General features: G+C 66.6%; 12 protein-coding genes. 5 read left to right on the forward strand and 7 right to left on the reverse strand.

Going from position 1 to position 13,338, the window contains the following annotated elements; all coding sequences use genetic code 11:
* Both NY08_RS06200 and NY08_RS06205 read left to right on the forward strand, forming a co-directional pair.
* On the forward strand, positions 1–2,046 hold the full coding sequence (locus tag NY08_RS06200; RefSeq protein WP_045195436.1) for a PTS fructose transporter subunit IIABC: 2,046 nt from the start codon (positions 1–3) through the stop codon (positions 2,044–2,046).
* Positions 2,047–2,089: 43 nt separating this feature from the next.
* Positions 2,090–2,347, forward strand: a complete 258-nt coding sequence (locus tag NY08_RS06205) for an HPr family phosphocarrier protein (RefSeq protein ID WP_032397893.1) — start codon at positions 2,090–2,092, stop codon at positions 2,345–2,347.
* A 21-nt stretch (positions 2,348–2,368) separates the two neighbouring features.
* Here NY08_RS06205 and NY08_RS06210 read toward each other — a convergent pair whose 3' ends face one another.
* From NY08_RS06210 to NY08_RS06230, 5 genes are all read right to left on the reverse strand, one after another.
* Positions 2,369–3,424 carry a hypothetical protein gene (locus tag NY08_RS06210; protein ID WP_327205207.1) on the reverse strand — a complete coding sequence of 352 codons (1,056 nt, stop codon included), beginning with the start codon at positions 3,422–3,424 and terminating at the stop codon, positions 2,369–2,371.
* A gap of 41 nt (positions 3,425–3,465) precedes the next feature.
* On the reverse strand, positions 3,466–5,016 hold the full coding sequence (gene hflX, locus NY08_RS06215) for a GTPase HflX (protein ID WP_200893173.1): 1,551 nt from the start codon (positions 5,014–5,016) through the stop codon (positions 3,466–3,468).
* A gap of 78 nt (positions 5,017–5,094) precedes the next feature.
* Entirely contained in the window at positions 5,095–5,964 is an 870-nt protein-coding gene (dapF, locus tag NY08_RS06220; protein ID WP_045195437.1) for a diaminopimelate epimerase, read from the reverse strand.
* A gap of 24 nt (positions 5,965–5,988) precedes the next feature.
* The gene (gene miaA, locus NY08_RS06225; protein ID WP_045195439.1) at positions 5,989–6,918 is read right to left on the reverse strand and encodes a tRNA (adenosine(37)-N6)-dimethylallyltransferase MiaA; all 930 of its coding nucleotides are present in this window, start codon (positions 6,916–6,918) and stop codon (positions 5,989–5,991) included.
* Positions 6,911–7,633: a class III extradiol dioxygenase subunit B-like domain-containing protein gene (locus NY08_RS06230; RefSeq protein ID WP_045199837.1), complete on the reverse strand. Its 723-nt coding sequence runs from the start codon at positions 7,631–7,633 to the stop codon at positions 6,911–6,913. Before NY08_RS06230 ends, miaA begins: the two co-directional genes overlap by 8 nt.
* Positions 7,634–7,785: 152 nt before the next feature.
* On the opposite strand from NY08_RS06230, the gene NY08_RS06235 reads away from it, so the two are divergent.
* Positions 7,786–9,273 carry a DUF349 domain-containing protein gene (locus NY08_RS06235; protein ID WP_045195440.1) on the forward strand — a complete coding sequence of 496 codons (1,488 nt, stop codon included), beginning with the start codon at positions 7,786–7,788 and terminating at the stop codon, positions 9,271–9,273.
* A gap of 37 nt (positions 9,274–9,310) precedes the next feature.
* Here NY08_RS06235 and NY08_RS06240 read toward each other — a convergent pair whose 3' ends face one another.
* On the reverse strand, positions 9,311–9,898 hold the full coding sequence (locus tag NY08_RS06240) for an Rv2732c family membrane protein (RefSeq protein WP_032398401.1): 588 nt from the start codon (positions 9,896–9,898) through the stop codon (positions 9,311–9,313).
* On the reverse strand, positions 9,895–11,412 hold the full coding sequence (gene miaB / locus NY08_RS06245; protein ID WP_082073983.1) for a tRNA (N6-isopentenyl adenosine(37)-C2)-methylthiotransferase MiaB: 1,518 nt from the start codon (positions 11,410–11,412) through the stop codon (positions 9,895–9,897). The genes NY08_RS06240 and miaB overlap by 4 nt, the downstream gene beginning before the upstream one ends.
* A 282-nt stretch (positions 11,413–11,694) precedes the next feature.
* Here miaB and NY08_RS06250 point away from each other — a divergent pair, with 282 nt between their 5' ends.
* Both NY08_RS06250 and NY08_RS06255 read left to right on the forward strand, forming a co-directional pair.
* A complete protein-coding gene (locus NY08_RS06250) occupies positions 11,695–12,423 on the forward strand; it encodes an amino acid ABC transporter ATP-binding protein (protein WP_170944851.1) in 729 nt (242 codons plus the stop codon).
* Between the two features lie 53 nt (positions 12,424–12,476).
* Positions 12,477–13,310, forward strand: coding sequence for a glutamate ABC transporter substrate-binding protein (locus NY08_RS06255; RefSeq protein ID WP_045195442.1), 834 nt, complete (start codon positions 12,477–12,479; stop codon positions 13,308–13,310).
* Positions 13,311–13,338 lie beyond the last annotated feature (28 nt).

Raw genomic sequence — 13,338 nt, forward strand, 5'->3', positions numbered from 1 at the left:
ATGTCCACCCCCACCGAAGATCAGCAGATCATCGCCGAGGATCTGATCCTCCTCGACGCCGATCTCGGCGAGTCCAAGGAAGCCGTCATCGAACGCCTCGCAGGCGTTCTGGCTTCCGCGGGTCGCGCAACCGAAACCGATGCCCTGCGCGACGCCGCTCTGGCCCGCGAGGCGCAGTCGGCAACCGGCCTGCCCGGCGGCATCGCCATCCCGCACTGCCGCTCCGAAGCGGTCACCTCGGCCTCTCTCGGATTCGCCCGTCTGAACCCTAAGGTCGACTTCGGTGCCCCCGACGGCCCCGCGGACCTGGTGTTCCTCATCGCCGCTCCTGCCGGTGCCGGTTCGGCCCACATGAAGCTGCTCTCGAGCCTTGCGCGCGCACTGGTGAAGCCGGAATTCGTCACCTCCCTGCGCAACGCGTCCTCGGCCGCCGAGATCGTCACCCTCGTCGACGGGGTCATCAACCCCGCCGCCAAGCCGCCCGTGACGGCCCCGGCCGCAGCTCCCGTGTCGACTGCCAAGCACAGCGCGGCCGCCACCCCGGCCGAGACCGCTGCCCCGAAGCACATCGTCGCAGTCACCGCCTGCCCCACCGGAATTGCGCACACCTACATGGCTGCCGATTCACTCGTCGCAGCGGGCGAGCGTGCCGGAGTCACCGTTCACGTCGAGACCCAGGGCTCGAGCGGCAGCACGCCGCTGGACCCCTCGATCATCGCCGGAGCCGAAGCAGTCATCTTCGCCACCGATGTGGGCGTCAAGGGTAGGGAGAGGTTCGCCGGTAAGCCCGTCATCTCCTCGGGCGTCAAGCGCGCCATCAACGAGCCCGACGTCATGCTCACCGAAGCCCTTCGCGCTGCACTGAACCCGGACGCAGCCCGCGTCGGCGGTACCGCAGTGGCCGCAGGCTCCACCGAATCCGCGGGCGAACTCGGCTGGGGCACCCGCATCCGCCAGATTCTCTTGACCGGCGTCAGCTACATGATTCCGTTCGTCGCCGCCGGCGGTCTGCTGATCGCCCTCGGCTTTCTGCTCGGCGGATACGAGATCTCCGGAGTTGCCGAGGACATCGTCGTCAACAACTCCATCACCTCCCTGCCCGAAGGCGGAATCGCCGCCTACCTCGGTGCCGTGCTCTTCCAGATCGGCGCACTGTCCTTCAGCTTCCTGGTGCCCGCACTGGCCGGCTACATCTCCTACGCCATCGCCGACAGGCCGGGACTCGCGCCAGGCTTCACCGCCGGTGCCGTGGCCGTTCTCGTCGGCGCAGGCTTCATCGGCGGCCTCGTCGGTGGTCTCATCGCCGGCTTCGTCGCACTGTGGATCAGCAAATGGAAGATCCCCGCGGTACTGCGTGGCCTGATGCCCGTCGTCATCATCCCGCTGTTCGCCACCCTCATCGTCGGCGCGATCATGTTCCTGCTGCTCGGCAAGCCGCTCGCCGCGATCACCAGCGGACTGACCGACTGGCTCAACGGTCTCAGCGGCTCCTCGGTCATCATCCTCGGCATCATTCTCGGCCTGATGATGTGCTTCGACCTCGGCGGACCGGTCAACAAGGCTGCCTACGCATTCGCAACCGCAGGCCTGTCGGTCACCGATACCGCATCACTGCGCATCATGGCAGCTGTCATGGCCGCAGGTATGGTGCCGCCGCTGGCCATGGCACTGGCCTCGACCGTTCGCTCGCGTCTGTTCACCGAAGCCGAGCGTGAGAACGGCAAGGCTGCCTGGTTCCTCGGGGCAGCATTCATCTCCGAGGGTGCGATTCCGTTCGCCGCGGCGGACCCGTTCCGCGTCATCCCCTCGATGATGGCCGGCGGCGCAGTCACCGGTGCCATGATCATGGCCTTCGACGTCACCCTCAGCGCTCCCCACGGCGGAATCTTCGTGTTCTTCGCCATCGGAAACATCCTGTGGTTCATCGTGTCTCTGGCCGTCGGCACCATCGTCTCGGCGTTCCTGGTCGTCTCGGCCAAGCAGTTCGTCAAGGGCAAGAACGCCCCGACCGAGGCCGAGCTCGATCCGGCACTCGCCACCGTCTGACACTCGCTACGATCGCAACAACCCCACTACGAAGGAGCACCACATGCCCAGCACCACAGTCGCCGTCGGATCCTCGATCGGTCTGCACGCTCGACCCGCAGCACTGATCGCCGACGCCGTCGCCGAAGCCGGCGTGGACGTCACCCTCGCAGTGGCCGACTCCGAGCCCGTGGACGCAGGTTCGGCCCTGATGATCATGACGCTCGGTGCCACCAAGGGCACCGAGGTCACCGTCAGCAGCGACGACCAGGCAGCACACGACAAGGTGGTCGCCCTCGTCGAAGCGGACTTGGATGCCTGACCAGACTGTTCGGCCAAGTGCCTAGCGAGAACGCATCGATCGCCGGACGGTGAATCCCACCGCTCCGGCGATCAGCACCACACCGGCAGCGACGGCCGCTCGGAATGTCCATTCCGAGTCCGTCGCTGTCGGCGTCTGTGCCGACTGTTCGGGAACGACGGTCGGCGATACCGGCTCCACAGCAACAGGTTCGGGGGCAGACATCTCGAGATCGACCGCGTCGGGGACCCGCAGGATCGGCGGAAGCGTTGCCTCCGCGGATCCGAATCCGGCCTCGGATGCGATGAGCAAGGAACCGTCGTCGGTGAAGACCAGAGCCTCGCCCTGCGGCTGGTCGGGCAGCGGCACCACGGCGCGAGGCGCTGTCGGATCGACCAATGCCGACGCGATGTCCCCGTCCGGCACGCGGAACAGGTAGGCGTCGGTGTAGGTGCGCACTGCGGCCACGGCACCGTCGGCGCTCACCGCTCCCCCGGTCGCCAGTATCGATCCGACCACGAACGGCGGCCCACCGACCGTGTCGGTTGCCGTGAACGCCAGTTCTCCGACCTTGCGCATCGGCGTCGGGCCAGGGCTGGTCAGATCGGCGACGGATTCGTCGCCGGCAGGTACGTACACCCCGCTCACGCCCCAGAGTGCCTTGGTCACGATCACCGGCCTACCACCGGGCTCGATCAGTATCGTCTCGGCGTCGTGCGCGCCGTCGGGGTAGGTCAGTCGGTACAGTTCTCCCGCGCCCGAGGCCGGGTCCATTCGCGTCAATGCCACTGTCTCGCGGCGCATCCGATTGTCGCCGATGTCCGCCAACCACAGCGAGCCGTCGTACGACGTCAGGTCCTCGACGTCGTACGGGTCGACGGGCACGTCGATCGATCGCGTGACCGCGCAATCGGCACCGAGCACCGCGACCCGATCGTCGGCTCCGCTGTCTCCGATCGCGTAGAGGACGCCGTCGATCGAGGTCAGCCCCGACAACTCCGCGAGTCCAGGATCGGTTGGACCACAATAGGTTTCGGTCTCGATCGGTGCACCCGAGGCGACTCCCCCGATTGCGGCGGCCGAGGCCACGACAGCCACGACAGCACCTCGGGCCACCAGCCGTGGTCCCACCACCGAGGTCAGACGCTGGGCACGATCGCCGTGAATTCGACGAGCGCCGCCGCAAGCGATTGCGGCACACGAGCTTCCACACGCGTGCCCTCTTCCTCGTGGGCCGTCTTCACGATCCGGCCGTCGGTGTGGATTCGCGCGACCAGATCACCACGGGTGTAGGGCACGAGAACATCGACCAACACGTCCGGCTCGGACAGAATCTCGGCCAGATGATCTCGCAGAGCGTCGATTCCCTCGCCGGTCTTGGCCGAGACGAATCGAGCGCCGTCGAGCAGCCCACGCAGCTGAGTCAGTTGAACCGGATCGGCAGCGTCGATCTTGTTGACCACCAACAACTCCGGCGGCATCTTCGCGTCCTGCTCGCGAACCACCTCGGTGATCACCTCACGCACGGCCTTGATCTGATCGATCGGAAGAGGATCCGAACCGTCGACCACGTGCAGCAGCAGATCTGCATCGGTGACCTCCTCGAGCGTCGAGCGGAACGCCTCGACCAACTGAGTCGGAAGATGCCGAACGAAGCCGACCGTATCGGTCAGCACGATCTCGCGACCGTCCTCGAGCGTCGACTTGCGCGTGGTGGGATCGAGGGTGGCGAACAGAGCGTTCTGAACCAACACACCGGATCCGGTCAGCGCATTGAGCAGACTCGACTTGCCTGCGTTGGTGTAGCCCACGATAGCGATCGACGGCACCGTACCGCTCAGGCGCTGTTCGCGTTTGGTGTCGCGGGCCTGCTTCATGCCCTTGATCTCACGGCGCAGCTTGGCCATGCGCTCACGGATGCGTCGACGGTCGGTCTCGATCTTCGTCTCACCCGGTCCGCGCAGACCCACACCACCATTGCTGCCTGCCCGTCCACCGGCCTGCCGCGACATGGATTCGCCCCAGCCGCGAAGCCTGGGCAACATGTATTCCATCTGCGCGAACGCGACCTGCGCCTTGCCTTCTCGTGAGGTCGCGTGCTGGGCGAAGATGTCGAGGATCAGCGCGGTGCGGTCGATGACCTTGACCTTGACGACCTTCTCCAGCGCATTGAGCTGAGCAGGGGTCAGTTCACCGTCGCAGATGACCGTGTCGGCGCCGGTCGCGAGGACGATGTCGCGCACCTCCTTGGCCTTACCGGAACCGATGTACGTCGCGGCATCGGGCTTGTCACGTCGCTGCATCAGCGCTTCGAGCACCTCCGAGCCGGCGGTCTCGGCCAATGCAGCCAGTTCGGTCATGCTGGACTCGGCCTGCGCGGCCGTACCGGTGGTCCAGACTCCGACCAGCACAACGCGTTCGAGCCGCAGCTGCCGGTACTCGACCTCGGTGACGTCGGTGAGCTCGGTGGACAGGCCGGCCACTCGACGCAGCGCGGTGCGGTCTTCGAGCTGCATGTCGCCGGAGGACGGGGAATTCTCGTCGCCCAGCGGAGACCGAGCCAGTCGTCTCGACCACGCGTCGGACTCTTCACGGGTCCAGGCGGATTCGGTTTCGGGAGCGCCGTCGATGTCGTCGCGACCGTCGTCGACCGGCTCGCCTGCAGGGGATGTTTCATGTGAGTTCGTCATACGAGCTCCATGATCCACGAAAAGCCCAGCGTATGCACGCGGGTTTCGGTCACGTGGGTGCCGAGGCCTGCGCGATCGTCAGGGCTGGGCCTTCAGCCACCGGTCGTCGATCTCGCCCCGGGCCAGCAACACCGACGGTCCGCGCAGAGTGGCACCGACGTGATCGATGTTCACACGCACCCGACCGCCGAGCACACCGACGCTCACCTCCCCGGTCTCGAGGCCCTCGTAGGACAGCGCCGCTGCGGCCGCTGCCACGGTTCCGGTGCCACACGATCGCGTCTCCCCGACGCCACGTTCGAACACACGCATCTGGACGGCACCGTCGTCGAGCCTGGTCAGGATCTCGACGTTCGCACCGTGGGGGAAGAACTCGGAATCCAGTGTCGGCGGTTGGGTAAAGTCGAGCGCGCCGAGAGATGCGCGTGTCAACGCACCGTCGACACAGGCCAGGTGAGGATTGCCGACGTCGATTCCGATGCCCTCGTACGTCCCGCCCGCGAGGGTCGCCGAGCTCGAGCCCATCAGCGTGACGTCCCCCATGGCCACGGTGACATCGGCGTCGGTGTCGTCGAACGAGTGAACGGTCACAGCGCGTGCGCCTGCCCGCGAACCCACCACGAACTGGTCACGTTGTTCGAGGTCGTGCACCCGCAGGAAGTGCGCGAACACCCGCACACCGTTGCCGCACATCTCGGCGATGGTGCCGTCACCGTTGCGGTAGTCCATGAACCAGTCCTCGGGCTCGACACCCGGCGGCATTCGGTCGAGTACGCCTGCATCTCGGAGCACACCGGCCCGGGCGACGCGCAGAATCCCGTCGGCACCGAGGCCCTGGCGTCGATCGCACAACACCGACACCGCCGACCTGGTGAGTTCGAGCTCGGCTGCCGGATCCGGCAGCACGACGAAGTCGTTCTGAGTTCCGTGGCCTTTGGCGAATTCCATGGTCGCGAGTCTACGGGCGTACGGCTAGGAGGGGTCGATCGCGGACAGTGCGTCCGAGGTCAGCGTCGGCGAGGTGCCGTCGAGCCACCGGACGCGTTCGTCGCGACGAAACCAGGATCGCTGGCGTCGTACGTAGCGTCGGGTTCCGATGAATGTCCGTTCGCGTGCGTGCTCGACGTCGTAGTCCCCCGCCAGCACGTCGAGAGCCTGCGCGTACCCGATCGCCCGCGACGCGGTGACGCCCTCGCGCAGTCCCAGGGCGAGCAGCCCTTCCACTTCGTCGAGCAATCCCGTCTCGAACATCAGCCGAGTGCGCTCGGCGATCCGCTCGTCCAGTTCGGCCGTGTCGCGGTCGACTCCCAACACCACCGTGCCCCAGCGAGGTGCACCGATCTTCGGGGCCGATGCCGCGAACGGCTGCCCGGTCAGCTCCACCACCTCGAGCGCTCGGACCATCCGCCTGCCGTCGGTGGGCAGGATCGACGCGGCAGCCTCGGGATCGGCGGCCGTCAACACGCGATGGATCTCCTCGACGCCGTCGCGCTCGAGGACGGCTTCCCATTTCGCTCGAACGACGGGGTCGGTGGCCGGAAACGCCCACTCGTCGAGCAACGACTGGACGTACATCATCGATCCGCCGACGATGATCGGCCGCGAACCCCGCGATCGAATGTCCTCGACGTCGGCGACCGCAGCCTCCTGGTAGCGGGCGACGGTAGCGATGTCGGTGACCTCGAGCACATCGAGTTGGTGGTGCGCAATCCCGCGCCGCTGCGCGACGGGCACTTTCGCGGTCCCGATGTCCATCCCCCGGTACTGCTGCATCGCGTCGATGTTGACGATTTCGCCGCCGAGTTCCTCGGCCAGATCGAGAGCCAGATCGGACTTTCCTGTGGCAGTCGGCCCGATGACCGCGACCGGTGTCGTGGCCGAATCGCTCGCCCCGTCAACCACGAGCCCAGGTCCCCACGAAGTATCCGACCCCGAAGGGCGCACCTCGGTAGAGCTCGGCCGTCGTTGTCGCATCGGCTCCAGCGAGTGCCGCCAGCACCTGCCACGCCGCTCTGCCGCCGACACCGAGCGAAGCGCACAGGTCCGGATCCAGATGCGCCAATGCATCGACGTCGGCGCTCGCGAGGGCATCGTCGATACTGCGCTGGACCCCCTCGGCGCGCTCGTCGAACGATCCGGGTGCCTTCGGAGTCAGTGTGTTAGCCCCGTCTGCCAGCAGCAGAACGCCCCAGGTCTCCGCCGAGGCGTCGAACTCTCGGCGCAGCTGCTCGCCGAACTCGGCGCACGACCCGGGGCTCGCATCGGCCGCGATCGTGCGGACCTCGACCGCAGCGTCGGGCGCTGCCACCCCGCGCAGCCATCCGGCGATCAGAACCGCCAGCGGCAGGTCCGGATCTGCCGCAGAGTGCGCTGCGCCGCCGGACAGGCTCACCACCACGTCGACTCCGAAGCCCCGGAACGTGCCGACGGTGGCCGTGCCGTAGGTGGACGACACGCGGTCGACGCCGACCGCTATCCAGCGGTCGACCGTCGACGCCAGATGGGTGGTCGCGTCGACGGCGGCGGTCCGCAGATCGCCTGTCCGGGCCGCCCCCGCGCCCATCAGTTCGGGGACCAGCAACGGTGGAGAGGGCACCAGGGCCGCGGCACGAAACACGAGTACCACGCTAGTCGGTGGCGCGACTTGCCCCGACGAGTCCACCTCGAGTCGTCTGAGCTGTTTCAATGGTCCGATCGGTCGTCACCTAGTTCAATGGTGTCCAGATCGCGATTGAAGGCAGCCGTGACGCGCGGCAGAGATGAGGAACAATGACCGACCCGAACGCCGGCACTCCCACCACCCCCGAGGCTGCATCCTCGGATGCAGCCGCCCAGACCCCCGGTGCGACCGCGCCCGGTGCAGCGAACCAGGGCGGACCCAAGCCCGGCGGTGGACCCAAGCCCGGCAGTGGACCGAAGCCCGGTGGAGGACCCAGGCCCGGCGGCCCGGGTCCCGGCTCTCCTCGTCCCGGCGGTTCGGCCGGTGCCAAGCCCCACCCGACCCCCTCCCACGTCCCGACCGCGATCCCGACGGTCGCGCCTGCGAGCGACCCCAGCAAGTTCGGCAGAGTCGACGACGACGGCACCGCATGGGTGACCACCGCCGACGGTGAGCGGCAGATCGGGTCCTGGCAGGCAGGAGACGCGGCGGAAGGACTCGCCCATTTCGGTCGGCGCTACGACGATCTGGCCACCGAGGTCGCTCTGCTGGAAGCTCGATTGACCTCAGGTACCGGCGATGCCAAGAAGACCAAGGCCGCGGCGTCCGCGTTGTTGGAGAGCCTGCCGACCGCTGCTGTGATCGGCGACCTCGATCTGCTCGCCAGGCGACTCGACGCGGTCGTCGAGCATTCGGACGCCGCAGCAGCGGTGGCCAAACACGAAAGGGAGCTCGAACGCGCCGAGCACACCGCGCGCAAGGAAGCCCTCGCCGTCGAAGCCGAGCAGATCGGTAGCGAATCGACCCAGTGGAAGCATGCGGGCGATCGGCTGCGAGAGATCCTCGACGAGTGGAAGACGATTCGCGGGGTCGACCGCAAGATCGACGATGCCCTGTGGAAGCGGTACTCCAAGGCACGGGAGAACTTCAACCGTCGCCGCGGTGCCCATTTCGCCGATCTCGATCGTGAGCGCGGTGCGGCCAAGACTCGGAAGGAAGAACTGGTCGAGCGGGCCAGAGCCTTGTCGTCGTCCACGGACTGGGGACCCACCGCAGCAGCGTTCCGCGATCTGCTGGTGGAGTGGAAGGCATCCGGCCGTGCCCCACGCGATGCCGACGACGCGCTGTGGAAGAACTTCAAGGCCGCACAGGACGTGTTCTTCGCTGCCCGCAACGCCGCGGCCTCCGAGCGGGACGCCGAGTTCGAGGCCAACGCCGAGGCCAAGGAAGCCCTGCTGGCCAAGACACACATAGATCCGAGCAAGGACCTCGATGCCGCCCGTTCGGCACTGCGCGACCTGCAGGACAAGTGGGATGCCATCGGCAAGGTTCCGCGCGAGAAGATGCAGGAACTCGAGGGCAAGCTGAGGGCGATCGAGAAGTCCGTCCACGACGCGGTGGAGGCCCAGTGGCGTCGTTCGGATCCCGAGGCCGTCGCCCGCGCCGCCCAGTTCCGCGAGCGGGTGGCTCAGTTCGAGGATCAGGCCGCCAAGGCGACCGCAGCAGGCAAGACCAAGGATGCCGAGCGTGCGCTCGCACAGGCGCAGCAGTGGCGCGAGTGGGCCGACGCAGCAGAGAGCGCCGTCGACGAGTTGTGATCGACCGGCACTCCTGACCGGGGGCGGCCGATCGGACCTACGGGGCCGAGTGGCCGTCCCACAGGCGCAGCTTCTGTTCGCCCGACGCGGCGGCGATGCGTCGCTGCTCCTGGGCCGCGAGCTGGGCGTTCGTCTTGTTCCACACGGCCTTGAGCCAATGGAACGTCAACGCGATGACGGCGATCCACGCGATGATCAGTCCGATTCCCGGTCCGGCACCCTGCAGGTTGTCCGGCACGGTCTGCCGCGTCCAGATCGAGAGCATGCCGTACACCGACGACACCGCACATCCCGCGAGGGCGGCCCACGCCAACGCCCAGATACGGGTGACGAGCGCGAGCACCGACATCACCACGCCGAACGTCAGCACCAGCACGACGAAGACGCGTGACGGCAGCGCGATGGACTCGGCAACTGCGGCTTCTCCACCCGTGAGCACGTCGAATCCGCTGGCCGATCCGGTGTGCGGCAACGCGAACGTGACCAACAGGACCAGTACCAGCCCGGCCACGACCATGGCCCGCGCTCCCGGGTCCAGTTCCGTCATCACCGCCCTCTCCGTTCGCCCGAGTTCCTCGGCGGATCGAGAGGGTACGACGCGATCGGGTCCGTCTGTGTCTGTCATGCGGTGCATCCTGTCTCTACCGGTAGCGGCGCCGGTGCGCCGATCGAGGGAAGTCCGAGGCCGACGCCGATCGGTGCCGTCTTGGGCATCACACCGCGTTCGTGGGCGTCTCCTGCTGCCGTACGGCGATGCGTGAGCACGCCGGCGTCGGCGATGAGGTGGTACGGCGCAGCGGCCGTCAGCGTGGTGGTGACGACGTCGCCCGGGCGGATCTCGCTCACGCGATCGGCGTCGACTGCGAAATGCACGAGTCGGCCGTCCCTGGCTCGCCCGCTCATCCGATGCGTCGCGGCGTTCTTGCGACCTTCACCGGTGGCGACGAGCAGTTCGACCTCGGTACCGATCAACTCTCGGTTGGCAGCGAGAACGATCTCTTCCTGCAGAGCGATCAATCGCAGATACCGTTCTTGCACAACCTCTTTGGGGATCTGATCGGGCATCTCGGCGGCAGGCGTTCCCGGCCGCTTCGAGTACTGGAAGGTGTAGGCATTGGCGAACTTCGCCCGCCGAACCACGTCGAGCGTCTGCTCGAAGTCCTCATCGGTCTCACCGGGGAAGCCGACGATGATGTCGGTGGTGATGGCCGCGTGTGGCATGACCGCGCGCACCTTGTCGATGATGCCCAGGAACTTGCTCTGCCGGTAGGACCTGCGCATCGCCTTGAGGATGCGATCCGATCCGGATTGCAGCGGCATGTGCAGGGTGGGACAGATGTTCGGGGTGGACGCCATCGCCTCGATGACGTCGTCGGTGAACTCGGCCGGGTGCGGAGAGGTGAACCGCACTCGCTCGAGACCCTCGATCGAGCCGCATGCGGTCAGCAGCGATGCGAACGCGCCGCGGTCGCGAGGCATGTCCGGATCGGCGAACGAGGCACCGTACGCATTGACGTTCTGGCCGAGCAGCGTCACCTCGAGTACACCCTGATCCACCAAAGCCTGTACCTCGGCGAGGATGTCGCCCGGCCTGCGGTCGATCTCCTTGCCGCGCAGGGCCGGGACGATGCAGAAAGTGCAGGTGTTGTTGCAGCCCACCGAGATCGAGACCCAGCCCGCGTATGTCGATTCGCGTTTCGCCGGCAGGGTCGACGGGAAGGCCTCGAGGGATTCGAGAATCTCGACCTGTGCCCGTTCGTTGTGCCGGGCGCGCTCGAGCAACACCGGCAACGACCCGATGTTGTGGGTTCCGAAGACCACGTCGACCCACGGAGCCTTCTCGACGACGGTGCTGCGGTCCTTCTGCGCCAGGCAACCACCGACCGCGATCTGCATGTTGGGGTTCCGCGTCTTCGCGGGCCGCAACATGCCGAGGTTGCCGTACAGCTTGTTGTCGGCGTTCTCGCGCACCGCGCACGTGTTGAAGACGACCAGATCGGCGTCGGTGCCTGCGTCTGCCGGAACATAGCCCGCTTCCTCGAGCAGCCCGGACAACCGCTCGGAATCGTGGACGTTCATCTGGCAACCGTGCGTACGCACTTCGTAGCTGCGGGGAACCGACGCCGACGGGTCCGTCACCGGGACGGGATCGGTACTCCCGTGATCGGCCACGTCCACGGTCGGAAAAACACTCGTTTGCACCCCTCCAGGGTACGTCCATCGCACCGACCGGCCCGCCGGGGTCGCGGGCTCCACCACAGACTGTGCAGGGCCGATGCGGGGCAACAGTAAAGTTTCCATTACATAATCGAAGATGACGGGCGAAAACACCGGTCGGCGAGGAAACTACGCATAGGGTTTCGACTTATGACGCACGCCACCGACGCGCCGGCATCGACACCCCCGCCGGGCGCGCCCTCGATGATCTCGCTCAAATCCGTCGACAAACATTTCGGTGATCTGCACGTCCTCAAGGACATCAACCTGGAAGTGCCGGCCGGTCAGGTCGTCATCGTCGTCGGCCCCTCCGGCTCGGGCAAGTCGACTCTGTGCCGGACGATCAACCGCTTGGAGCCGATCGATTCCGGTGCCATCGAGGTCGACGGAGATCTACTTCCCGCGGAAGGCAAGGCCCTTGCGGCCCTGCGCGCCGACGTGGGCATGGTGTTCCAGTCGTTCAACCTGTTCGCGCACAAGACGATCCTGCAGAACGTCATGCTCGCGCCCATGAAGGTACGCAAGCAGAAGAAGGACGAGGCCGAGAAGAGCGCCTTGGCTCTGCTCGAACGCGTGGGAATCGCCAACCAGGCCGACAAGTACCCCGCTCAGCTCTCCGGTGGTCAGCAGCAGCGTGTCGCCATCGCGCGATCTCTCGCCATGAACCCCAAGGTGATGTTGTTCGACGAGCCGACCTCGGCCCTCGACCCCGAGATGGTCAACGAGGTACTCGACGTCATGACCTCGCTCGCCAAGGAGGGCATGACGATGCTCGTCGTCACCCACGAGATGGGCTTCGCCCGCAAGGCCGGCGACCGCGTCATCTTCATGGCCGACGGAGCCGTCGTCGAGGACACCGATCCCGAGACCTTCTTCAAGTCGCCCAAGTCCGAGCGTGCCAAGGACTTCCTCGGCAAGATCCTCGGTCACTGACCCGCTTCACTGTTCACCCCGAATACCCGAACCGATCCCTAAGGACATTCACTGTGAGAATCACCCGACCGCTTCGCTTCGGTGTCGCCATCGCCGCTCTGTCCATCGTCGCCACCGCCTGCGGCGGCGGAGAGGAAGCTCGCACCATCTCGAGCAGCGCCGAGTCCGGCAACCTCATCGTCGGCATCAAGTTCGACCAGCCCGGTCTCGGTCTGCGCAATCCCGACGGCACGTTCAGCGGCTTCGACGTCGAGGTGGCCAAGTACGTCGCCGGCAAGCTCGGTGTCGACGAGGCCAACATCGAGTTCAAGGAGTCCCCCTCGGCGCAGCGCGAGACTCTGATCGAGAACGGCGAGGTCGACTACATCGTCGCCACCTACTCCATCACCGACACCCGCAAGGAAAAGGTCGGTTTCGCCGGCCCGTACTTCGTGGCGGGACAGTCGTTGCTCGTTCGTGAGGACAACACCGACATCACCGGTGCCGATTCGCTCAACGACGGCAAGCGACTCTGCTCGGTCACCGGTTCCACCCCGGCCCAGAACATCGCCGACGAGTACCCCGGCGTGCAGCTGCAGCCGTTCGACACGTACTCCGCGTGCGTCGAGGCGCTGCGCAACGGCACCGTCGATGCGGTGACCACCGACGACATCATCCTCGCCGGCTACGCCGCTCAGTCCCCCGGACAGTTCAAGGTGGTCGGTGAGCCGTTCACCACGGAGAACTACGGCATCGGCCTGAACAAGGACGACACCGAAGGACGTAACCAGATCAACGACGCCATCGAGGAGATGGTGTCGAGCGGTGCATGGGAGCAGGCCTTCAACGACACCGTGGGCGCATCGGGCTACCCGCTGCCGACCCCGCCCACCGTCGACCGCTACTGATCGACCCTCTCGTCGTGTTCCGCGAGCG

Source organism: Rhodococcus sp. B7740 (assembly GCF_000954115.1).
Taxonomy (GTDB): domain Bacteria; phylum Actinomycetota; class Actinomycetes; order Mycobacteriales; family Mycobacteriaceae; genus Rhodococcoides.

Bases quoted from the DNA above. Each gene is read 5' to 3' on its own strand.
- NY08_RS06200 (WP_045195436.1), top strand. From the start codon at position 1: ATGTCCACCCCCACCGAAGATCAGCAGATCATCGCCGAGGATCTGATC.
- NY08_RS06205 (WP_032397893.1), top strand. From the start codon at position 2,090: ATGCCCAGCACCACAGTCGCCGTCGGATCCTCGATCGGTCTGCACGCT.
- hflX (WP_200893173.1), bottom strand. From the start codon at position 5,016: ATGACGAACTCACATGAAACATCCCCTGCAGGCGAGCCGGTCGACGAC.
- dapF (WP_045195437.1), bottom strand. From the start codon at position 5,964: ATGGAATTCGCCAAAGGCCACGGAACTCAGAACGACTTCGTCGTGCTG.
- NY08_RS06235 (WP_045195440.1), top strand. From the start codon at position 7,786: ATGACCGACCCGAACGCCGGCACTCCCACCACCCCCGAGGCTGCATCC.
- NY08_RS06240 (WP_032398401.1), bottom strand. From the start codon at position 9,898: ATGACAGACACAGACGGACCCGATCGCGTCGTACCCTCTCGATCCGCC.
- NY08_RS06250 (WP_170944851.1), top strand. From the start codon at position 11,695: ATGATCTCGCTCAAATCCGTCGACAAACATTTCGGTGATCTGCACGTC.